Below are 24927 nucleotides of genomic sequence, written 5' to 3'. Positions count from 1 at the left end.
ACCGGCGGCGCGGGCGCTGTAGGCGATCACCACGTCGCGCGCCAGCGGTGCCGTCGAGGCACCGTCGGACGAGATGTGGTGGACCACGATGACCAGCACGTGCTGCTCGGCGTCGATCCGCAGGAGACGCGCGCGGACCGGGACGGCCTTCGCGACGTCGAAACCGGCGGTGACGAGCGAGATCACGCGCTCACGCAGGACGTTCTCGTCGGCGACGTTCTCCACGTCCAGTGAGGTGAAACTCCGGGCCCGCGACAACACGACCTGGCCCGGACCGTCTCCGGTGTCGGGGTACGTCGTCCGCAGCGTCTCGTGCCGTTCGACGACGTCGCCGAGTGCCTGTTCGAGCGCCGAGACGTCGAGGCGGCCCGTCAGCTTGATCGCCAGCGGAATGTTGTACGCCGCCGACGCCGTGTCGAACTGGTTGATGAACCACATGCGGGACTGCGCCGGGGACAGCGGAATCCGGGTCGGACGCGGCTGCGGCACCAGCGCCGGGCGGTTCGCGCCCACCGAATCGGACTGCTCGGCGCGAGCCGACAGCGCGATCACCGTCGGAGCCTCGAACAGTTCCCGCACACCGATCGACGTGTCGAGTGCGGCGTTGATACGGGCGACCACGCGCGTCGCGACCAGTGAATTGCCGCCGAGGTCGAAGAAGCTCGTGTCCACGCTGACCCGCTCGTGACCGAGCACGTCCGCGAAGACTCCCGCGACGATCTCCTCGACCGGGGTACGCGGAGCCTTGTAATGGTCCACGGAGCCACCGAACTCGGGTTCGGGGAGCGCCTTGCGATCGAGCTTGCCGTTGATGTTCAGCGGCAGCGCATCGAGGGCGATCAGCGCGGACGGCACCATGTACCCCGGCACCGACCGGCCGGCGAACGCGAGAATGTCGGCGTCGTCGACGGAGTCGCCCTGCTCCGGCACCACGTAGCCGACGAGCCGGTCCCCCGTGTGACGGTCGTGGTGGACCACGACGACGGCCTGCGCCACCGACGGGTGTGCCACGAGCGCCCGCTCGATCTCGCCGAGCTCGATCCGGAAACCGCGGACCTTGACCTGGAAGTCGCTCCGGCCGACGTAGTCGAGGTTGCCGTCGCGGTTCCATCGCACCAGGTCACCGGTGCGGTACATCCGGTGTCCGGCCTCGCCGAACGGGTTGGCGACGAACCGTTCCGCGGTGAGGTCGTGGCGGGCGAAGTAGCCGCGCGCCAACTGCTCGCCCGCGAGATAGAGCTCACCTGTGACGCCGGCGGGAACGGGGTGCAGACGCGAATCGAGAACGTAGGTCTGCGTGTTCCATTCGGGCCTGCCGATCGGGACCGAACCGTCGCGCTCGTCGCCGCACCGGTAGTGGGTGACGCTGACGGCGGCCTCGGTGGGGCCGTACAGATTGAAGATCTCCGCGTCGGAGACGTCGCGGAACCGGAGCATCGTGTCGGCGGGCAGTGCCTCACCGATGCAGAGCACGCGTGTCAACGACACCAGCTGGGCAGGCTCCGCCACCGCGACGAACGCCGACAGCAGCGAAGGCACGAAGTGCACGGTCGAGACCTGCTGCTCCGCAACGAGTGCGGCCAGGTATGACGGGTCGCGGTGGCCGTCCGGTGTGGCGACGACCAGACGTGCGCCCGCGGTCAGCGCCCACCAGAACTCCCACACCGACAGGTCGAATGTCGCCGCCGTCTTGAGCAGCACCGAATCCTCGACGGTGAGCGGGTATTCCGACTGCTTCCACCGCAACTGGTTCGCGATCGCACGGTGCGCGATCGCCACACCCTTCGGGCGACCGGTCGAGCCGGACGTGTAGATGACGTACGCGGCGTTCTCCGGCCGCAGCGGTGCGATCCGCTCCGAGTCGGTCAGCGGAGCCGGGTCGATTCCGCCCAGATCCAGTTCGTCGAGGAGGAGGTAGTCGACCCCGCCCGGCAGTCCCCCGACGACGGCGCGGGTCGCCAGGACGCAGACGGGTTGCGCACTCTCCAGCACGTACGCGGTGCGCTCGGCCGGATGGTCCGGGTCGATCGGCAGGTACGCGCCGCCGGCCGCGGCGATCGCGTACATGCCGACCAGCAGTTCCACCGAACGCGGAATCGCCAGGCCGACCACCGTTTCCGGGCCGACCCCACGGCCGACGAGGTGGCGGGCCAACCGGTTGACCCTCGCCGAGAAATCGGCGTACGTCAGAGACTCGCCCTCGAACACGAGAGCGGTGACGTCCGGGTTCTCCGCGGCGGCGGACGCGAACATGTCCGCGAGCGTCGTCTCCGGCAGCGCCCGCTCGGTGTCGTTCCATCCGGACACCACGAGCGCGCGCTCGTCGCCGCCTGTGAGCGGCAGGTCGCCGACCGCGGTCCGCGGCGAATCCACCGCGGCGGCCAGGACGCGGCGGAACATGTCCGCGAAACGCTTGACGGTGGCGGCGTCGAACAGGTCGGTGGCGAACGTGAACACGCCCGACATCTGCTCCCCCTCGGGGCTGTCCCCCAGGATCAGATGCAGGTCGAACTGCGCGGTGTCGCCCTCGACCTCGAGCGGTGTGACGGTGAGGTCGGGCAGTTCCAGCTCGGCCTTCGTCGTGTTCTGGAACGAGTAGCCCACCTGGAAGATCGGGTGGTGGGCCATCGATCGTGCCGGGTTCAGGACCTCGACGAGGCGCTCGAACGGGACGTCGGCGTGCGAGAACGCCTCGAGGTCTGCCTCCCGGGCGCGGTCGAGGATCTCGTCGAACGTCTGCTGCCCGTCGACCTGTACACGCAGTGCGAGGGTGTTGACGAACATGCCGACGACGTCGTCGAGTTCGCGCTCACCGCGGCCTGCGATCGGGGTGCCCACCGAGATGTCCTCGGTGCCGGACAGACGGCTGAGCAGCACCGCGAACGCGGCGTGCACGGCCATGAACACGCTGGCGTTGTGCCTGCGGGCCAGTGCGGCCAGACCGCGGTGCACCTCGGCGTCGATGGTGAAGTCGATCCGCGACCCGCGCAGGGACTGCACGGGCGGTCGCGGCCGGTCCACCGGCAGCTCGAGAAGGTCGGGCACGCCGGCCAGCGTCTTCTTCCAGAAGGCCAGCTGGGCGGCGATCAGGCTGTCCGGGTCGTCCTCGCTGCCGAGGAGTTCACGCTGCCAGATCGCGTAGTCCGCGTACTGCACCGGGAGCGGCGCGAAGCCGGGTTCCCCGCCGGCCGCCCGCGACGCGTACGCCACCATGACGTCGCGCACGAACGGCGCCGTGGACTCGCCGTCGGTGGACACGTGGTGCACGACGAGTGCCAGCACGTAGTCCTGCGGGCCGACCTCGAACAGTCGCGTCCGGATCGGCGGGACGTCGGCGGTGACGTCGAATCCGGCGGTGACCATCTCCACCAACTGCTCGCGCAGTTCGTCGTCCGACACCGCGGCGGGCGTCAGGTCCAGCCGGACCTGGTCGGAGGGGAGGATCACCTGGTGCGGGCCCTCCGGCGAGTCCGGGTAGATCGTGCGCAACGACTCGTGCCGGTCGAGCACGTCGAACACGGCGGACTGCAGCGCGTCCACGTCGAGCGCACCGGTCAACCGGACCGCGAGCGGGATGTTGTAGGCGGGCGAGTCCGGGTCGAAGCGGTTGATGAACCACATCCGGGACTGTGCCAGCGACAACGGGACGAAGGCAGACCTCTCCCGCGCCGCGAGGACGGGTCGCGGTCGGATGTTCTCGTCGGGGGTGCCGATGCGGGCGGCGAGGCCCGCGACCGTCGGCGCCTCGAACAGTTCCCGCACTCCGATGCGACGACCGAAGACCTGTCCGGCCCGCGACACGACACGGGTGGCGCTCAGCGAGTTTCCGCCGAGGTCGAAGAAGCTGTCGTCCACGCTGACCTGCTCGAGTCCGAGCACGTCGGCGAAGATGCCTGCGATCGTCTCTTCCGCCGGCGTCGTCGGGGCACGGAACTCCGCCCCCGCGGTGACGAACTCGGGCTCGGGCAGCCGCGCGCGATCCAGCTTGCCGATGCCTGTCAGCGGGATCTCGTCGAGGAGGATCACGACGGACGGCACCATGTACGGCGGAAGCGTCTCGCCGACAACCGACTTCAGCGATTCCGGATCGACCGTCGCGCCGTCGGCGGGCAGGACGTACGACACGAGGGTCGTCAGCCCGGCCGGGTTCTCGCGACCCACGGTCACCGCGAACTCGACGTTCGACTGCGCGGCGAGTGCGGCGTCGATCTCACCGAGTTCGACGCGGAACCCGCGGACCTTCACCTGGAAGTCGGACCGGCCGACGTACTCCACCCGATGTCCGTCCGCCCAGCGCACGACGTCGCCGGTGCGGTACATGCGCGCGCCGGGTTCGCCGAACGGGTTGGCCACGAACCGCTCCGCCGTGACCGACGGACGGTTGTGGTAGCCGCGGGTCACCGACGGGCCGCAGATGTAGAGCTCCCCGGGCACTCCCTCCGGCACCGGACGCAACCGCGAATCGAGGATGAGGGATTCGACGCCACGCAGCGGCGAACCGATCGTCACGCGCGCACCCGCCACCATCGGTTCGGTGATGGTGACGATGACCGTGGTCTCGGTGGGACCGTAGGCGTTGCGCATCTCGCGGCCGGGAGCCCACCGTGCCACGAGTTCCGGTGTGCAGGTGTCGCCACCGACCACGACGGACGTGACGGAGTCGAGCCCGTCGGGGTCGACGGTCATCAGCGCGGTCGGTGTCATCACCACGTTGTTGACCCGTTCGCGGCGGATCAGGTCGGCGAGTTCGTCGCCGCCGTAGAGGTCCGCGGGCGAGATCACCAGGGTGGCGCCCGCACTGAATGCGGCCAGCATCTCCCCGACCGATGTGTCGAAGCTCGGCGACGCCACGTGCAGGAATCGGGAGTTCGGCGACACGACGTAGTGCTCGCGCACCTCGCGGGTGAGGTTCGCCAGACCGCGGTGGGTGACCACCACGCCCTTCGGCTTACCCGTCGAACCCGAGGTGTAGATGAGATATGCCGGGTGATCGACCGTCAGCGCGCGACGCAGATCGGCGTCCTCGACCGCGCCCGCACTGCGGGCACCGATCTCCTCGGCCGCCGCCGTCTCGTCGAGGACGATCCACGGCACCGTGCCGGGAAGGTCGTCGTGATGGCGGGCGACCGTCAGTCCGAGGACCGCCGCCGAATCGGACAGCATCTCGCCGACCCGCTCGAACGGAAGCTTCGGGTCGAGGGGCAGGTAGGCGCCGCCGGCCTTGGCAATCGACCAGATCCCGAGGATGGATTCGACCGAACGCGTGATCGCCAGTGCAACATAGTTCTCCGGCCCCACACCCCGATCGATCAGGACACGCGCCAGCTGATTCGACCGCTCGTCGAGTTCCCGGTACGTGACCTCGCGTCCCTCGAAGGACACCGCGACCGACTCCGGCGAGATCTCGACACCCGAACGCAGCAGTTCGGGCAGTGTGCGCGGCTCGATCGACTGCGGCCCGCGGACCGGGGCGATCGCGGCCTTCTCCGCGGCGTCGAGGATCTCGATGTCGCCGAGGACCACGTCGCGGTCGGCCGACACGGCACGGAGGATCCGGCCGAACCGGTCCGCGAAGGCCAGAACGGTCTGCTCGTCGAAGATGTCGGTCGAGTAGTTGAACGTCGCGGCGATGCCCGCGGCGGCCCCGTCGGCGTAGCGCTCGCCGACGCTGAGCTGGAGGTCGAACTTGGCGACCTCGAGCGGGGCGTCGAGCGCGGAGATCTCGAGACCCGGGAACTCCATCCGGACCGATTCGTTGTTGTCGAACGACAGCGCCACCTGGAACAGCGGCTGATGCGCCGTCGACCGCGGGACGTCGAGTACCTCGACGAGACGCTCGAACGGAACGTCGCTGTGGCTGAACGCATTCAGATCGGTGGCGCGCACCTGTGCCAGCAGGTCCGCGAAGGTGTCGTCGGGACGCACCGACGCTCGGAGCACGAGGGTGTTGACGAACATGCCGACGAGCCTGTCCAGTTCCTGCTCGCCGCGGCCGGCGACCGGCGTGCCGATCGCGACGTCCGTCTGCGACGACAACCGCTCGAGCAGGACGGCGAGCGCGGCGTGCACGACCATGAACAGGGTCGAGTTCGTTTCCCTGGCGAGCGCGAGCAGCCCGCGGTGGGTCTGCGCGTCGATCGTGAACCGTGCCGACGCACCGCGCAGCGACTGCACGGGCGGCCGGGGCCGGTCGGTCGGCAACTCGAGCACCTCGGGGAGCCCGCCGAGCGACTGCTGCCAGTAGCCGAGCTGGCGGGCGACCAGCGATTCCGGGTCGGACTCGTCACCGAGCGACTCACGCTGCCACAGCGCGTAATCGGCGTACTGGACGGGCAGCGGTTCCCAGCTGGGAGCAGTGCCGGCCGCACGCGCCGCGTAGGCGGTCATGATGTCGGCGAACAGGGGCGCCAGCGACGCACCGTCGGCCGAGATGTGGTGCACGACCATCATCAGGATGTGGTCGGTGGGGTTCACCTCGAAGCAGGCGACCCGCACCGGGACCGTCTCGGTGACGTCGAATCCGGTGGCGCCGAGTTCACGCATCCGTGCGTACAGGTCCTGCTCGTCCGCGACCGGGGTCGGGGTCAGGTCGGACACCACGTCGGCTGCGGGCAGCACGACCTGGTGCGCGTCCTCGTCGCCGACCGGGAAGACCGTCCGCAGCGACTCGTGCCGCTGCACCACGTCCGCCCACGCCGAATTCAGCGCCGCCGTATCGATCGAGCCGGTCAACCGCACTGCCAGCGGCAGGTTGTACGCCGGGGAGGACGGGTCGAACTGGTTGACGAACCACATCCGCTGCTGCGCCAGCGACAGCGGGATACGGTCGGGGCGGGGACGGGCGACGAGTGCGGGACGGTGTTCGGCGGTTCCCGCGGTCGCCTCGAGCAACGCCGCGAGTTCTGCGACGGTCGGGTGCTCGAAGCACTCCCGGACCGACAGCTGCGCGCCGAGCGCGGCGGTCAGCCTGGCGGTGAGCCTCGTTGCGCTGATGGAGTTTCCGCCGAGGTCGAAGAACGAGTCGGCGGCACCGACGCGTTCGACGCCGAGCACCTCGCCGAATACCCCGGCGACGATCTCCTCGACCGGGGTGCGGGGTGCGACGTATTCGGCCTCGGACGTGACGAAGTCCGGTTCGGGAAGTGCACCCCGGTCCAACTTGCCGGTGGCGCCGAGCGGGAAACTGTCCAGGACGAGGATCCGGGCGGGCACCATGTACGCGGGCAGCGTCTCCGCTGCCGCGTCCAGCACCGACGCGGTGTCGATCGCCGCATCGGCCACCGGGATCACGTAGCCCACCAGGTTCTCGCCGGTGGTCTCGCTGCGGTGCACGACGACCACGGCCTGCGCCACCGACGGGTGCGCGAGAAGCGCGGACTCGACCTCGCCGAGCTCGAGCCGCTGTCCGCGGAGCTTGACCTGGAAGTCGCGGCGCCCGATGTACTCGACGATGCCGTCGGCGCGCTTGCGGACGATGTCGCCGGTGCGATACATCCGCTGCCCGGCCGTGCCGAACGGGTTCGCCACGAACCGGTCCGACGTCAGGTCGCTGCGGCCGACATAGCCGCGGGCCAGCTGGATGCCGGCGAGGTACAGCTCGCCGTGCACGCCCGCGGGGACGGGACGCAGCCGGGAATCGAGGACGTACAGCTGCGTGTTCCACACGGGCGCGCCGATCGGCACCGTCGTGCGGTCCGCTTCGGTGCACTCCCAGTAGGTGACGTCGACCGCGGCCTCCGTCGGGCCGTACAGGTTGTGGAGCGCTGCGGAGGAGAAGTCCCGGAACGCGGCCGCGGAGGCAGGCGGAAGGGCTTCACCACTGCAGAACACCTGACGCAGCGAACCGCACAGCGCGGCGTCCGCACCTGCGGTGAAGACCGCCAGCATGGACGGCACGAAGTGCATCGTGGTCACGCTGTGCCCGGCGATGACCTCGGAGAGGTACACCGGGTCGCGGTGCCCGTCCGGGATCGCGACGACGAGCTTGGCTCCGACCTCGAGCGGCCAGAACAGTTCCCACACCGACACGTCGAACGTGACCGGAGTCTTCTGCAGGACGACGTCCGTGGAATCCATCGGGTAGGTGTCCTGCATCCACAGCAACCGGTTGACGATGGCCCGGTGACTGACGGCGACGCCCTTCGGCTTACCGGTCGATCCGGACGTGTAGATCACGTAGGCGGTCGAATCCGGACGGACCGGTGCCCCGCGCTCGTCATCGGTGATCGGACCGTCGGGGTGACCGGAGAGGTCGACGGTGTCCACCTCGATCCGCGGCGCGTCCTTCTCTGCATCCCGATCGGCCGACGAGGTCAGCACGCAGACCGGGGAGGCGCTGTCGATCACGTACGCGGTGCGCGCCGCCGGATGATCCGGGTCGAGCGGCACGTAGGCGGCGCCCGTCTTCTCGATCGCGTAGATCGCGATCATCATCTCGAGGGAGCGGCGCAGCGCGACCGCGACCCGGGACTCCGGGCCGACACCCCGTGTGAGCAGTTCCCGTGCCAGGCGGTTGGTCCTGGCGTCGAACTCGGCATACGTCAGCGCGTCGTCGCCGAACACCAGGGCAACCGCGTCCGGCGTCCGCGCCACCTGCTCGTCGAACAGGTCGACGAGGGTGCGCTCCTCCGCCGCAGTCGCGGAGGTCGCCGACGTCGCGTCGGCGATCACGCCGGCGAGGACACCCGCGAACGTGTCGGCGAAGCCCTCGCCCGACGACCCGTCGAGCAGTCCGGGCAGGAGAGTGGACAGGGCCACCGTGACCGCGGCCTCCGGGCCCACACCCACACCGGCGAGCGTGCGCGCGAGTTCCGCGGACTTGTCCCGCAACTGTACATACGTGACATCGGTGCCGTTGTGCGACAGCGCGATTCCGTCCGGGTTGATCGACGCCGCACCGTCGAGGAGTTCGGGCAGCGACTTGGTGGCCGCCAGCTCCTCCGAGATCGAGTGCGACATCAGGGACTGCGCCCCCTCGTCCGGCACGGCCATACCGGCCTTCTCGTCCTCGGTCAGGATGTCGATGTCACCGACGACGGCGTCCGCGTCGGCCGTGACGGCCTCGAGCACGCGAACGAAGCGATCGGCGAAACCGCGGACCGTCGACTCGTCGAAGAGATCGGTGGCGTAGGAGAACCAGCCCCGCATGCCGGTCGCGACGGAGCCCTCGTCGAACCGTTCCTCGACTGCGACACCGAGATCGGTCTTGCTCGTGGTAAGTCCGCTCTCGAGGACCTCGACGGTCAGCCCGGCGAGCTCGAGCTTCGGCCGTTCGAGGTTCTGGAAGCTCAGCATCACCTGCGCGAGCGGCGCGTACGCGGCGGTGCGCGACGGACGGAGCACCTCGACGATCTGCTCGAACGGCACATCCGCGTTGCCGAATGCATTCAGATCGACCTCGCGTGCCTGCGTGAGCAGCGTGCTGAAGCGGGCGTTCGGGTCGACATCGGTGCGCAGCACGAGCGTGTTGACGAACATCCCGACGAGGTCGTCGAGCGCGCGGTCACCGCGGCCCGCGACGGGGGTGCTGACGGAGATGTCGCTGGTGTTGCTCAGTCGTCCCAGGAGCACGGCGAGTGCGGTGTGCACCACCATGAACAGCGACGCCTGGTGGGTCTGTGCGAGTTCGTTCAGCGACCGGTGCACGTCCTGCCCGATCTCGAACTCGATCAGGCCACCCTGCGGGTTGCGGACGGCCGGGCGCGGCCGGTCGGCCGGGAGGTCGAGGACCTCCGGTGCATCGCCGAGCGCGTGCGTCCAGTACGCGATCTGCTTGCCCGCGAGCGACTCCGAGTCGTCCTCGGAGCCGAGGAGATTCCGCTGCCACAGGGCGAAGTCCGGGTACTGCACGGGCAGCGGTGAGAAGCTGGGCTCCTCCCCCTGCACGCGAGCGCCATAGGCGCCGAACAGGTCCCGCGCGAGCGGGGCCATCGACGAACCGTCCGCCGAGATGTGGTGGACCACGACCACGAGGACGTGGTCGCGTTCCCCGAGCTCGAACAGGGCGGCGCGAACCGGCACGTCGGCGGTGACGTCGAAGCCTGCCGACGCCAGCGCGACGACCCGTTCCCGCAATTCCTGCTCGTCGGCCACGCGGACGACGTCGAGCTCGGACTTCGTGTCGGAAGCGGACAGGACGACCTGGTAGGGGCCGTCGACGGAATCCGGGTACACCGTGCGCAGCGATTCGTGCCGGGCAACGACGTCCGCGATCGCCGAGCGCAGCGCGTCGACGTCCAGTGCGCCGGTGAGCCGCAGCGCCAACGGGATGTTGTACTCGGCCGATTCGGGATCGAACCTGTTGGCGTACCACATCCGCTGCTGTGCCAGCGACAGCGGCAGCCGGTCCGGACGCGGTCCGGCGGTGACGGGCGGACGCGCGCCGCCGTCCACACCGAGCTCTTCCAGCCTGCGGGCCAGCTGCGCCACCGTGGGAGCCTCGAAAATCTCCCGCACCGGAGCGTCGACGCCGACGGCCTCGTTGATCCGCGCCATCACGCGGGTGGCGGCGAGCGAGTTTCCGCCGAGCGTGAAGAAGGAGTCGTCGGCACCGACCACGTCGACACCGAGCACCTCCGCGAACACCGCGGCGACCCGCTGTTCGAGAGCGGTTCCCGCGGCACGGAACTCACGGTCCTCCGCCAGGAACTCGGGCTCGGGCAGGGCGCGGCGGTCGAGCTTGCCCACCGGGGTGAGCGGGATGGCGTCGAGGGTCACGATCGTCGACGGCACCATGTGCGTGGGCACGAACTCGCCCACGAAGTCCAGCATCCCGGTGACGTCCACCTCGGCGCCCGGCACCGGGAGCACGTACGACACGAGGACCGAATCCCCGGACGGTCCGGGCAGCACGGACGTCGTGGCGAAGTCGACGGCGGGGTGCTTGGCGAGCACCGCGTCGATCTCGCCGAGTTCGATGCGGAATCCGCGGACCTTCACCTGCTGGTCCGAGCGGCCGACGTAGTCGACGGTCAGCGCGCCGTCCGCGTCCTTCGTCCAGCGCACGACGTCGCCGGTGCGGTACATCCGGTCGCCCGGCTCACCGTACGGGTTCGCGACGAAGCGTCCCGCGGTCAGCGGCGGGCGCCGGTGGTAGCCACGGGCGAGTCCGAGACCCGACAGATAGAGGTCACCTGCGATACCGACCGGAACGGGGCGGAGCCGATCGTCGAGGACCAGCGCGCTGGTGCCGCGGATCGGACCACCGATCGTGACCGGGCCGTCGGCGGCCATCGGGTCGCTGATGTTGGTCATGATCGTAGTCTCGGTGGGACCGTATCCGTTGAACAGCGAACGCCCGGGTGCCCAGCGGGCCGCGAGTTCCGCCGGGACGGCCTCGCCGCCGGCGACGACGAACTGGAAGTCGTCGAGCCCGGACGGATCCACGGACGCCAGCGCCGAAGGCGTGACGAAGCCGTGCGTGACGCGGTGCTCACGAAGGAACTGCGCGAACTCGGGTCCGCCGTACACGTCGGTGGGAGCGATCACCATGGTGGCGCCGGCGCCGACCGCGAGCAGCAGCTCGAGGACGGACGCGTCGAAACTCGGCGACGCGAAGTGCAGCGTCCGGGAGTCCGTCGTCACCTGGTATCGCTCACGCTGTTCGGCCGCGAAGTTGGCAAGACCCCGGTGGGTCACGACGACGCCCTTGGGCTGCCCGGTGGTGCCGGACGTGTAGATCACGTAGGCGCTGTTGGCCGGTGTCACCGCCGTGCGACGCTCCGCCTCCGTGACGGGGGCCGTGGAGTACCGCGCGGCGGCGTTCTCGAAGTCGTCGCTGTCGAGGACCAGCCAGTCGACGTCCGCCGGAAGCCGGCCGACCTCGGAGCTCACGGAAAGCCCGAGCGACACACCGGAATCGGTGACCATGTGAGTGATGCGCTCGTCCGGGTACCGGGGGTCGATCGGCACGTAGGCGCCGCCGCTCTTGGCGACGGCCCAGATGCCGACGATCGACGCGATCGAGCGGGTGATGCCGAGCCCGACGAACGTCTCCGCGCCGACTCCGCGCTCGATCAGGATGCGCGCCAGACGGTTCGAGCGCTCGTCCAGCTCGCGGTAGGTGATGCTCTCGCCGCCCGAGACGACCGCGTCACCGTCGGGATTCGCGGCGACGGCCGCGGACAGCAGTTCGACGAGAGTCGTGGGCGGGGTGCCCTCGATACCGCGGACCGGTGTCAGTTCCTGGGTCTCCTCGGCGTCGAGGATGGGGATGTCCCCTACCGCGACGTCCGTTCCGCCGCCTGCGACGGCGGCGAGGATCCGCACGAAACGGTTTGCGAAGCCCTGCACGGTCTCCGCGTCGAAGATCTCGGTGGCGAACCCGAGGACGCCGGTGATCCCGGTGGGCGCGCCCTCGTCCGACCACAGTTCGCGCAGGTCGACGGTGAGGTCGAACTTGCTGAACTCGACGTCCACGGCACCGGGTGTCGCCTCGAGTCCGGCGAACTCGAGGGACGGGATGCCGTTGACCTGATGGGTCAGCACGACCTGGAACAGCGGCGAGTACGCCGTCGACCGGGTCGGCTTCAGGGCGTCCACCAACTGCTCGAAGGGGACGTCCTGATTACTGAACGCGGCGAGGTCCTGGGTGCGGACCTGCTCGAGCAGTTCGGCGAAGGACGTGCCGGGCTCGACCTCGGTCCGCAGCACCAGTGTGTTGACGAACATGCCGACGAGGTTCTCGAGCGCCTGGTCACCGCGACCCGCCACAGCGGTTCCGATGGCGATGTCGGTGCTCGAACTGAGCCGGGCCAGAAGCACGGACAGCGACGCGTGCAGCACCATGAACAGCGACACGTTGTGTGCGCGCGCGACCTCACCGAGACGACGGTGGATGTCCTCGTCGACGGAGAAGCCGACGGAAGCACCTGCCATCGACCGCACCGTCGGGCGGGGCCGGTCGGTGGGGAGGGCCAGGACGTCGGGCACACCCGCGAGGGTCTTCGACCAGAAGTCGATCTGCGCCGCGGCCAGGGAATCGGGGTCGTCCTCGGAGCCGAGCACGTCCCGCTGCCACAGCGCGTAGTCCGCGTACTGGACGGGCAGCGCCGGCCACGCGGGCTGCGTCCCGTCCAGATGGGCCGCGTAGGCCGTCATGACGTCGCGGGCCAGCGGCAGCGTGGACGCGCCGTCGGACGCGATGTGGTGCATGACCAGCACCAGGACGTGGTCGGTCGCGCCGAGCCGGAACAGGCGGGCCCGAACCGGGATCGTGTCGGTGACGTCGAAGCCGGTGGAACCGAATTCGAACATCCGGTTCCGCAGGTCCTCCTCGCGGACGTCGACCGGCTCGAGACCGAGGTCGATGCCGGCGGCGGGCAGGATCACCTGGTGCGCGCCGGAATCGGAGTCCGGGAACACGGTCCGCAGCACCTCGTGCCGCGCGACGACGTCGGAGAGCGCCGCAGCCAGGGCGGCGACGTCCAACTCGCCGCGCAGTCGCACGGTGAGCGGAACGTTGTACGCCGGCGACGACGGATCGAAACGGTTGAGGAACCACATCCGCTGCTGCGCGAGCGACAGCGGCAACTCCCGGGGACGCTCGCCCGCGACCAGTGCGGGCCGGGTGGAGCCGTGATGGGCCCGGTCCTCGACGAGCTTCGCGAGGGTGGCGACGGTCGGAGCGTCGAACAGATCACGGATCCCGACCTCGGTGCCGGTCGCGGACGTGACGCGGGCAGCGACGCGGGTGGCGCTGAGCGAGTTGCCGCCCAGGTCGAAGAACGACTCGTCGACACTCACCCGCGTCGCGGAGATCACGTCACCGAAGATGCCGGCGACGACCTCCTCGAGCGGGGTGCGCGGTGCGACGAATTCGACCGTGCTCGTCGCGAAGACCGGCTGCGGGAGGGCTTTGCGGTCGACTTTGAGATTCGCGTTGAGCGGCATCTCGTCGAGCACCATCACCGTGTCCGGGATCATGTGCGACGGAAGGACGTGCCGCAGTCCGTCGAGCGTCGCATCGACGTCGAGTTCGGCGCCTGCGGTCGCGGTGACGTACGCGACGAGCCGGGGACCCTGCTCGCTGTCGTGGACGACCACCACCGACTTCTGCACCGCGTCGGTCGCGTTGAGTGCGGATTCGATCTCGCCGAGTTCGATCCGGAGACCGCGGATCTTCACCTGGAAGTCGCTGCGTCCCACGAACACGAGCCCGCCGTCGGCACGCTCGCGGACGAGGTCACCGGTCCGGTACATGCGGGCGCCGGGCCCCTCGAACGGATTCGCCACGAATCGTGACGCGGTGGTGCCGAACATGTTGCCGTACCCGCGGGCCAGGACCTGGCCGCCGATGTAGAGGTCACCGGTCACTCCCGGCGGCACGGGGCGCATCCGGCCGTCGAGCACGTGGTACCGGACACCGCGGAACGCGGCGCCGAACGGGACCGGCCACGACTCGGCATCCTCGGTGGACAGGTCCAGTTCGTACGAGGAACAGGTGACCGATGCCTCGGTCGGGCCGTAGTTGTTGAGCAGGCGCGAGTCCGTGCCGATCAGCGCCGTGCAGGCTGCCGGCCGCAGCATCTCGCCGCCGAGGAGGACGACCTTCAGATTGGGCAGGACGCCCTCGGTGTCCAGTTCGGTGAGGACTTCGAACGCACTGGGTGCGAGGTTCGTGATCTGGACTTCGTCCGTGCCGATCATGCGGAGAATCGGTCCCGGGTCGAAGCCGTCGTCGGCGAGGTGGAGCACACCGCCGTACGCGAGACCCACCCAGATGTTCTTCTGGGTCTGGTCGAACAGCGGGGAGTTCGCGATCAGCAGTCCGGTGCCGTCCTTCACCCGGAGGTCGCACTGGTACGACTGATAGTTGTTGGACAGGCCCAGCATCGGCACCATCGTGGGCTTGGGCCGGCCGGTCGAGCCCGATGTCGAGATGACGTGCCCGAGGCGCGTGCCTGCGTGCTCGTCCGACCACGGGTCGTGCGGGAAGTCGGTGTCGTCGAGCGATTCGAGGTGGCGCGCCGTCTCGGGGTCGTCGAGCACGATCGGGTCGTCGAGGGCCGCGTTCCCGGTGGGTGCCTCGGTGAGCCCGCTCCAGGACCGGGTGGCCACCACGGTTCGCGTGCCGCTGTCTTCGACGAGGCCCGTGATCCGCTCGATTCCCCACTTCTGGTCGAACGGGGAGTACGCCGCGCCGACCTTCCAGGTGGCGAGCATCCCGATCACCCATTCGACCGAACGGGGGGTGAGGAGTGCGACGACGTCGTCCGGACGGACACCACGGGACAGCAGTTCGCGTGCGAGTTGGTTGGCCCGGCGGTTCAGTTCACCGCGGGTGGTCTCGACACCTCCCGCCACGACGGCGCGGGCCTGCGGGTCGCGCTCGACCCACTCCTGCCAGCGCGTGACGAAGAGTTCGAGCGGCCATCCCGACGTTTCGGCGACCTCCAGCTCCGGCGTCGCAACGATTTCCGGTGCGGGCGCGGCGATCTCGATGTCGCCGACCAGGGTGTGCGCGTCTGCGATGACCTGGTCGAGGATCGTGCCGAAGCCGTCCTGCCCGTCCTCGGACGGCGGGGCCATCATGATCGTGGGAACCAGACCGGACAGCACCACGGAGACGATCGCGTCCGGACCCATCCCCCGCTCCGACAGCGGCGCGGACATCAAGCGCAGCCGCTCGTCGAACTCGCGGTACGTCACCTGCATGCCGTCGTGGGCGACCGCGACGGCGTCGGGAGCGACCTCGACCGCAGCAGCCAGAAGCTGCGGCAGCTCGCGAACTGTCATCGTGCGGGCAGGTCGCGCTTGGCTCAACTTTGCTCTCTCGTGTCGGGTGAGAATGTCGATGTCGCCCACAGCGACACCGGGATCGGTGACGACGGCCTCGAGGATCCGGACGAACCGTTCGGAGATCCGTTCCGCGGTGCTCCGCTCGAACAGGTCGGTGGCGAACGTGAACCGGCCGCCGAGGCCCGCCGGTTCACCCGACTCGTCGGCCTTCTCGGTGATCGTCAACGTGAGGTCGTACTTGGCGCCCTGCGCCATGTCCTCGATGACGCTCACGGTCAGCCCGGGCAGTTCGAGCGCGTCCATCCGGTTGTTCTGGAACGACAGCATCACCTGGAACAGCGGCGAGTACGCCGCCGAGCGCCGGATCCGCAGTGCCTCCACGATCTTCTCGAACGGCACGTCGGAATTGCCGAACGCGGCCAGGTCGCCTTCGCGGACCCGTTCGACGAGACCGGCGAACGAATCCCCCGGCCGCACCTGGGTGCGCAGGACCAGGGTGTTGACGAACATGCCCACCAGGTCGTCGAGCGCCTGATCGCTGCGTGCGGCGAGCGGGGTGCCGACGGTGATGTCGTCGCTGTTGCTCAGCCGCGACAGCAGCGTCGTCAACGCCGCGTGCGTCACCATGAACAGCGAAGCACCGTGTTCCTTGCCGACCGCCTCGAGACCGCGCCGCAACTCGGGGGTGATCGCGAAGTCGATCGAATCGCCCCGCATCGACTGCCTGGCCGGGCGTGCGTGGTCCAGCGGAAGGTCGATCAGCTCGGGTGCCCCGGCGAGGGTGTCGGCCCAGTGAGCGATCTGCTTGCCCGCGAGCGACTGGGTGTCGGCTGGGTCGCCGAGGACTTCGCGCTGCCACAGCGCGAAGTCCGGGTACTGCACCGGCAGCGGCTGCCACAGCGGAGCGGCACCGGCGGTGCGCGCGCTGTACGCGACCATGACGTCGCGCGCGAGCGGCGACATCGACGCACCGTCGGCGCAGATGTGGTGCACGACGAGGACGAGCAGGAACTCGCTCTCGCTCGTGGCGAACAACCGGATACGCAGCGGGGGCGCGACCGTGACGTCGAATCCCTCGGTGGCGAATTCGGTGAGGGCCGTGTGGAGTTCGGCCTCGGTCACCGGGACGGGCGTCAGGTCGACGGGAATCTGCTCGGTGTCGACGACCTGCTGGTACGGGCCGTCGCCGGAGTCGGGGAAGACGGTCCGCAGAGACTCGTGCCGCGCGAGCACATCCGACACGGCCGACGACATCGCGTCGAAATCGAGCGAACCGGACAGACGCACGGCGAGCGGGATGTTGTACGCCGAGGACGCCGTGTCGAACCGGTTCATCAGCCACATGCTCTGCTGAGCCATCGACAGCGGAACACGCTCGGGGCGCGGTCCCGCGACGAGGACCGGCCGGTCGGAGCCGGTGCCGGCCTGCTCGGCCACCTTGACCGCGAGCCGTTCCACGGTCGGCGCCTCGAACAACTCGCGCACACCCAGACGGGTGCCCGCGGCAGCGTTGAGCCGGGCGACCGCCTTCGTCGCCACGAGCGAGTTGCCGCCGAGGTCGAAGAACGACTCGGCGACACTGATCTTCGCGAGCCCGAGCACGTCGGCGAGCACACCGGCGACCAGTTCCTCGGTGGGCGTGCGCGGCTCGATCATCTCGCCCTGCAGGGCGTCGAAGTCGGGCTCGGGCAGAGCCCTCCGGTCGAGTTTGCCTGCGGTCGTGAGCGGGATCTCGTCGAGGACGACGACCGCGCTCGGCACCATGTGCGCCGGAAGTATGTCGCCGACGAAATGCGTCACCTCGGTCACGTCCACCGCGGCGCCCGCGGTCGGCAGCACATACGAGACGAGGGCGGTCGAACCCGACGGCATCGACGTGCCGAGGGTGGCCGCGAATTCGAGATCCGGGTGCTTGACCAGCGCCGCGTCGATCTCGCCGAGTTCGATCCGGAAACCACGGACCTTCACCTGGAAGTCGCTGCGGCCCACGTACTCCACGCCGTAACCGGCGCGGTGCCCGTGGTCGACGACGAACCGGACGATGTCGCCCGTGCGGTACATCCGGCTGCCGTTCTCGCCGAACGGGTTCGCGACGAAACGTTCGGCGGTGAGGCCGAGACGGTCGTGGTATCCACGGGCGAGACCGGGGCCTGCGACATACAACTCCCCCGCCACGCCGACGGGCACCGGGCGCAGCAGTTCGTCGAGAACGTAGACGGTGACACCGCAGACGGGACCGCCGATCTCGATCCGGCTCCCGGGCACCAGCAGGTTGCTGACGTTGCTCATGACGGTGGCCTCGGTGGGTCCGTAGCCGTTGAACATCCGGCGCCCCGGCGCCCAGCGTTCCACCAGTTCCGGCGGGCACGCCTCGCCGCCGACCACGACGACCTCGAGCCGGTCGAGTCCGGCCGGCTCCACCGATGCGAGTGCGGCGGGTGTGACGAAGGCGTGGGTGATTTCGTTGTCCGCGAGGAAGTTTCGGAGTTCCTCACCGCCGTACAGGTCGGCGGGGGCAACGACCATCGTTGCGCCGCAACCGAAGGCGAGCAGCAGCTCGAGGACGGACGCGTCGAAGCTCGGGGACGCGAAGTGCAGGGTCCGTGCCGACGGGCTCACCCCGTAATGGGTGCGCTGCTCGGCGGAGAAGTTGGCCAGCCCGGTGTGAGTGACGACGACACCCTTGGGCAGACCGGTGGTACCGGACGTGTAGATCATGTACGCCGGGTGGTCGAGCCGTACCGGCGCGGTCCGCTCGGAATCCGTCACCGGCTCCGCCGACTTCGGGGCGCACAGCGCGTCGCACTCGGACGAGTCCAGGGCGAGCCATTCGACGCCCGAGGGAAGGGTGTCCCGCTGAGCGGCCACGGTCAGGCCGAGGATCGCGCCGGAGTCGGCGACCATGTGTGCGATGCGCTCGGACGGGTAGCGGGGGTCGACGGGCACGAAGGTGCCGCCGGCCTTGGCCACTGCCCACGTTCCGATCACCGAGTGCATCGAGCGCGTCATCCCGAGCGCCACAGACGTTTCCGGCCCCACACCGCGATCGACGAGAACCCGGGCCAGTCGACTCGAGCGCGCGTCGAGTTCCGCGTAGGTGAGCGATTCGCCGTCCGCGACGAGAGCCGTGCGCTCGCCGTTCTCCGCCGCAGTCGCGGCGAGGATCTCCGGCAGCGACAGCGGTGCGGCGGCGTCGGTGCCGTGCGCCGCCAGCAGGGACGCGCGCTCGCCGGGAGCGAGGATGTCGATGTCCGCGACGACCGTGTCGACATCCCCGGACAGCGCACCGAGCACGCGGACGACCCGCTCCATGATCTCCTCGACCTCGGCGGCGTCGAAGATCTCGGGAAGGAACTTGGCTGTCAGGTGCAGCCGCGGGTCGGTCATCGCGACGATCGCCAGCGGGTAGTGCGTGGCGTCGTTGGACGTCACGTCGAGAACTCGGAGACCCTCGATGTCGCTGTTCTTCGTGAGCGCCTCACGATCGAGCGGGTAGGACTCGTAGACCATCAGGGTGTCGAACAGCGCGCCGAGGCCGAGTCCCTGCTGGATGTCGGTGAGCCCGACGTGATGGTGATCGAGCAGCTCGGTCTGCTCGTGCTGGATGCGGTCGAGCAGGGTGCGGACGGCGTCGCCGGCCCGGACGCGGACCCGCACCGGCAGAGTGTTGATGAAGAGCCCGAGCATGGACTCGATGCCGGGCACCTGCGGCGGACGGCCCGAGACGGTGGTGCCGAACACCACGTCGTCCCGCCCGGTCAGCCTGCCCAGCACGATTCCCCACGCGGCCTGCACGAGAGTGTTCATGGTGACGCCGAGTTCGCGCGAGCGCGCGGTCATGTCGGCGAGCAGGTCGTCCGGCAGATCGATCACGAGCTCACCGGGCGTGAGCGTCGGGGCGGTCTCCGCGTGCGCGGGTGCGAGGAGGGTGGGCTCCTCGACACCGTGCAGGGCCTTCGTCCATGCGGCCACGGGCACCTGCGGGTCCTGCGCGGACAGCCACTCGAGGTAGCTGCGGTACGGACGGGGCTGCGGCAGTGCCAGCGCGTCGCCGTCCACCGCGTACAGGGTCAGCAGATCCTGGATGAGGATCGGCAGCGACCAGCCGTCGAGGAGGATGTGGTGGTTGGTGACGGCGAACCGGTAGCGGTCCTCGCCCGTCTCGACCAGCAGAAATCGCACGAGAGGCGGTGCGGTCATGTCGAACCGATCGGTTCGGTTCGCGAGCATCAGCGCATCGAGTTCCGCCTCACGGTCGGCGTCGGACGCGGCCGAGAGGTCGACGTGCGTCCACGGCACGTCGACTCGGTCGACGACTACCTGCATGCCGGTGCCGTCGTCGCCCGCGACGAACGCGGTGCGCAGGTTGGGGTGCCTCGCGACGAGCGACTCCGCGGCACGGCGGAGACGGTCGGTGTCGACGGATCCGCCCAGGTCCATGACGAGCTGGGTGGTGTACACGTCGGTGGCGGTACCGGCCAGCGACGCGTGGAACAGCAAGCCCACCTGCAGCGGGGCCAGCGACCAGACGTCGGCGAGCGCGGGATAGTCGCTCTCGAGGGTGTCGATCCGGCTCTGACTCAGCGAAACGAGGTCGAGGTCCGACGGCGTCCGGCCACCGGCTCCGGGCCGCCTCGTGTGCTCGACGAGCCCTTCGAGCGCGCGCGTCCACAGGCCGGTGAGCTCGCCGACCTCGGACTCGGTGAGAACACCCTGGGGGAAGTCGACGGTGGCCGAAAGTCGCTGTTCTCCTTCGACATCCACGATCATCGCGTTGATGTCGAGGGCGAAGTGCACCGGCATCTCGCTGTTGCGGGTACCGGTCAGCTCCATCGTGTCGGTGTCCGGCACCCAGCCCGCCGCCCGGAACCCGTCGGGGATCTCGCCCACCGACACGCGGCCGAGGTAGTTGAAACTGATCTGCGGGCTCGGCAACGCCGCGAGAACCGCGCGGGTCTCGGCGTTGAGGAATCGCAGCATTCCGTAACCGATGCCGTGCTCGGGTACCCGTGCGAGTTGTTCCTTCACCGATTTGACGGCGTGACCTGCGGCCGCACCGCCGGCGATGGCATCGCGCACGTCGACGCCGGGCGCCGACAACCGGACCGGGAACATGCTGGTGAACCAGCCGACCGTGCGGGAGAGATCGGCGCCGGGCAGCACCGTCTCCTCGCGGCCGTGACCTTCGAGGTGCACGAGGGTCGAGGTCTCGGTGACGCCGCGTTCCGCGCGCCATGCAGCGACGGCCAGGGCGAGTGCGGTGAGGAGACCGTCGTTGACGCCGCCGTGGAAGGCGCGCGGCACGTCGGTCAGCAGACCGTCGGTGACGTCGGCCGAGACCTCGAGGCGGACCCGGCCGGTGGTCGAGACCGTGTCGCGGCCGTCGAGGGCCCGCGAACCGATCAGCGGGTCCGCACCGTCGAGGGTGGTGCGCCAGTAATCGAGTTCGGCCACGCGGCGGGCGCTCCGGGCGTTGTCGGCGAGGCCGTGCGCCCAGCGGCGGACCGAGGTGCCGACCGCCGGGAGCAGTGGGTCCGCCCCGGCGGCGATCTGCGCCCACGCGGACGCGAAGTCGGGCACCAGCACTCGCCAGGACACCCCGTCCACGGCGAGGTGGTGGATCACGACGAGCAGTCGTCCCGACTGCGGGGCGCTCTCACCCTCCCCGCTGTCGCCGTCCTCGCCGTCCCGCGGTGCGATATCTCCGGAGTCCTCAGCGGGCGCGAACCAGACGAAACGCACCACGCTGCCGGTCGCCGGGTCCAACGTGTCCACCGTGCGCTCGAGGGCGTGCGCGGCCAGCGCCTCGAACGAGTCGGTGCCGGGTCCCTCGCTGAACTCGACTCGATCCACGAGCCGGTCGACGTCGACGGAGCCGATCGGTGCGACCTCCAGCGACCATCCGGCCGGAGAGTCGGTGCGGCGCAGCGACGAACGCAGAGCGTCGTGGCGATCGACGACGGCCGCCAGCGTGCGCACCAGGCGGTCGCGCTCCACCTTCGGCGGCAGGGCCAGGAGGATGGACTGGGAGAAGCGGTGGAAGTCGCCGCCCAGCTCCGTCATCCAGTGCACGACCGGTGTCAGCGGCATCGTGCCGATACCGGCGCCCGGCAGTTCCTCGAGGACGTGCACGGTCGCCGATTCGGATGCCGACTTCGCGACCTCGGCGAGCGAGGCCACGGTCTTGCGCTCGAAGACGTCGCGGGCCGTGAACAGGACACCGGCTTCCTTCGCGCGGGACACCAGCTGGATCGAGACGATGCTGTCCCCACCGAGCGCGAAGAACGAGTCGCCGACACTGATCCGCGGCAGACCGAGAACCTCGGCGAACAGTCCTGCGATCGACTCCTCCATGGTGCTGCGAGGGGCCACGTACTCACTGGCCTCCGCCGCGAACGTGGGTTCGGGCAAGGCCTTCCGGTCGAGCTTGCCGCTCGCGCCGACCGGCATCTCGGCGATCACCACGACGGCGTCGGGAACCATGTACGAGGGCACCGCACGGCCGACGTGGACGGTCAGATCCTCGACGTCCAGCGCCGAATCGGGTTCGGGGACGACGTAACCGACGAGCCGCTGTCCCAGGGAACTGTCGTGGACGACCGCAACCGACTGCGCCACATGGGGATACGAGGACATCGCGGCCTCGATCTCGCCCAGTTCGATGCGCAGGCCGCGCACCTTCACCTGGAAGTCGGTGCGACCGAGGTACTCGATGCTGCCGTCGACGCGCCACTTGACGAGGTCGCCGGTGCGGTACAGACGAGTTGCCGCGGCGCCGAAGGGATTGGCCACGAAGCGTTCTGCCGTGAGCTCCGGCCGGCCCTCGTAGCCGCGCGCGACCTGGGCGCCCGCGAGATAGAGCTCTCCCGCGGATCCGATGGGAGCGGGCCGGAGGTGGCCGTCGAGCACGTACGCCTCGGTGTTCCACACCGGGGTGCCGATGGGAATCGTGTGGAGGGTCTCCCGATCCACCTCGCCTGCGGTGGCGTGCACGGTGAACTCGGTGGGGCCGTACAGGTTATGCAACCCGGCGTCGGACTTCTCGCGGAACGCTGCGGCGACGGCAGGCGGAAATGCCTCTCCCGCAACGAGAACGACGCGCAGGCTGACGAGTTGTTCGCGGTCCGCCTCGGCGACGAACACCGACAGCATCGACGGGACGAACGACGTCGCGGTGACGTTCTCGCGCGCGATCACGTCGGCGAGATAGGCGGGATCGCGATGCCCCTCGGGCGCGGCGATCACCAGACGCGACCCGGAGGCGAGTGCGGCGAACAATTCCCACACCGACACGTCGAACGTCGTCGGGGTCTTCTGCAGCACCACATCGTCCGCATCGAGCCCGTAGCGCGACGCGATCCACGTGACCTGGTTCAGGACCGAAGCGTGGCTCACCGCCACACCCTTCGGACGTCCGGTGGACCCGGACGTGTAGATGACGTAGGCCGGGTTGGCCGGCCGCAGGTCGGCGGTCCGTTCGTCGTCGCGGATCGGGTCCGCCGGGACGCCGCTCAGATCCAGGGCGTCGATCTCCACGACATCCTGACCGGCGGGGAAGGCGAGGCCGTCCCGCGCGACCGTGAGGATGCACAGCGGGCGGGCGCTTTCGAGCACGTACGCCGTGCGCTCGGCGGGGTGGTCGGGGTCGAGCGGCACGTACGCGCCGCCCGCCTTGACGACGGCGTACATCGCGACCATGGAGTCGAGCGAGCGGCGGATCGCGAGCGCGACCTTCGTCTCCGGACCCACTCCCCTGCCGATCAGCGTCCGGGCGAGACGGTTCACCCGCGCGTCGAACTCGGCGTACGTGAGCTCCTCGCCGTCGAAGACGAGTGCCGTCGCGTCGGGGGTGCGCCCGACCTGGGCGTCGAACAGGTCGACGACGGTTCCCGCCGGCGGCGACACGGCGTCGCCGTTCCACCCGGTCACGACCTGTCCGCGTTCCTCGTCGCTCATCGCGGCCAGGTCCGACACCGAAGCATCGTCGCCGGCGCCGAGGAAGCGCTCGAAGAAGTCGAAGAAGCGGCTGTGGTGACGGTCCAGCTCGTCCGCCGAGTACAGGTTGGGGTTGGCCTCGAAGTCGATGTGGATCTTGCTGCCCGCCACACCCTGGTAGATGTTCAGCGAAAGATCTTCGACCGGTCCGGTGGTGAGGACGTTCTGGTGTCCGGTGACCGTCCCCAGCTTGATCTCGCTGTGGAACATCATGATGTTGATCGAGGGACCGAAGAAGCCACGCTGCCCCTGGGGCGCTCCGGCGTCCCGGCGGATGTCCTCGTGCCGGTACCGCTGGCGGCGCAGGGCGCCGGTGAGCTCGATCTGGACGCTCTTGACCAGCTCGGGGACGGTCATCTCCGGGGTGATCTGGAGTCGGAGCGGAACGATGTTCGACACCATCCCGCCGGAGCGGCGCAACGTGGCGGTGGTGCGCGCCGAGACCGGGAGGCTGAGGACGACGTCCGTCCGGTCGGTCATGTGGGCCAGGTACGCGGCGAATGCGGCCACCACGATGGGTGCGGAACTGGCGTTGCTGCCGCCGAGAGCCTCGTCGAGAAGGGTGGCGGTGGACTCGGGCAGCGCCTCGGAGGAGAGCCGCGCGAACTTGCCCACCATGGCCGCACGACCGGCGAGGCTCGGGGCCTCGGGCAGGTGCGCGGTGCGTTCGGCCCAGTATTCGCGATCCTTCGCGAACCGCTCGGAGTTGCGGTACCGCTGCTCGTCCTCGACGATCCGGACCAGGTCCTCGGCGCGGCAGGCCGGCGGCTCGGTGCCTTCGACCAGCGCGGTGTAGATCTCGGCGATGCGTGCGATCAGCGCCATCGCGCCGAAACCGTCGAGCGCGATGTGATGGATGCGGCAGAACCAGAAGTAGTGATTCTCCCCGACGTGGAGCAGGTAGACCACGACGAGGCGGTCCTCGAGGAGGTCGACGGGGGCGCTGTAGTTGGCCCGCATCCACTTCTCGGCGGCGTCGACGGAATCGTCCTCGGCGCGGAGGTCGACGTAGGTGATGGCGTCGTCGAGGGACTTGTCGACGTACTGGTAGGGCATCCCCTCGATCTCGACGAGGCGGAGGAAGCCGGAGCCGAACTCCCGGCCGGTACGGACCGTGGCCTCGGTCAGCAGGTCGAGGTCGATGTCACCGCGAAGCTCGATGTACTGGGCGATGGTGAGGGGAACGTCGCCCAT

1 protein-coding gene (running past one end of the window) is annotated in these 24927 nt (G+C 69.4%); it reads right to left on the bottom strand.

Annotation, left to right across the window (positions count from 1 at the left end):
• On the bottom strand, window positions 1-24927 hold the 5' portion of the coding sequence (locus AZG88_RS38105; protein ID WP_061700639.1) for a non-ribosomal peptide synthase/polyketide synthase. It extends 8799 nt beyond the left edge of the window; the window shows 24927 of its 33726 coding nt (coding positions 1-24927); it begins with the start codon at window positions 24925-24927; its stop codon lies off the left edge, out of view.

The sequence above is a fragment of the Rhodococcus sp. LB1 genome, assembly GCF_001583455.1.
Lineage (GTDB): Bacteria > Actinomycetota > Actinomycetes > Mycobacteriales > Mycobacteriaceae > Rhodococcus_F > Rhodococcus_F opacus.
Note: the sequence above shows the minus strand (reverse complement) of the source record. Positions and strands in the feature narration are given on the sequence as shown.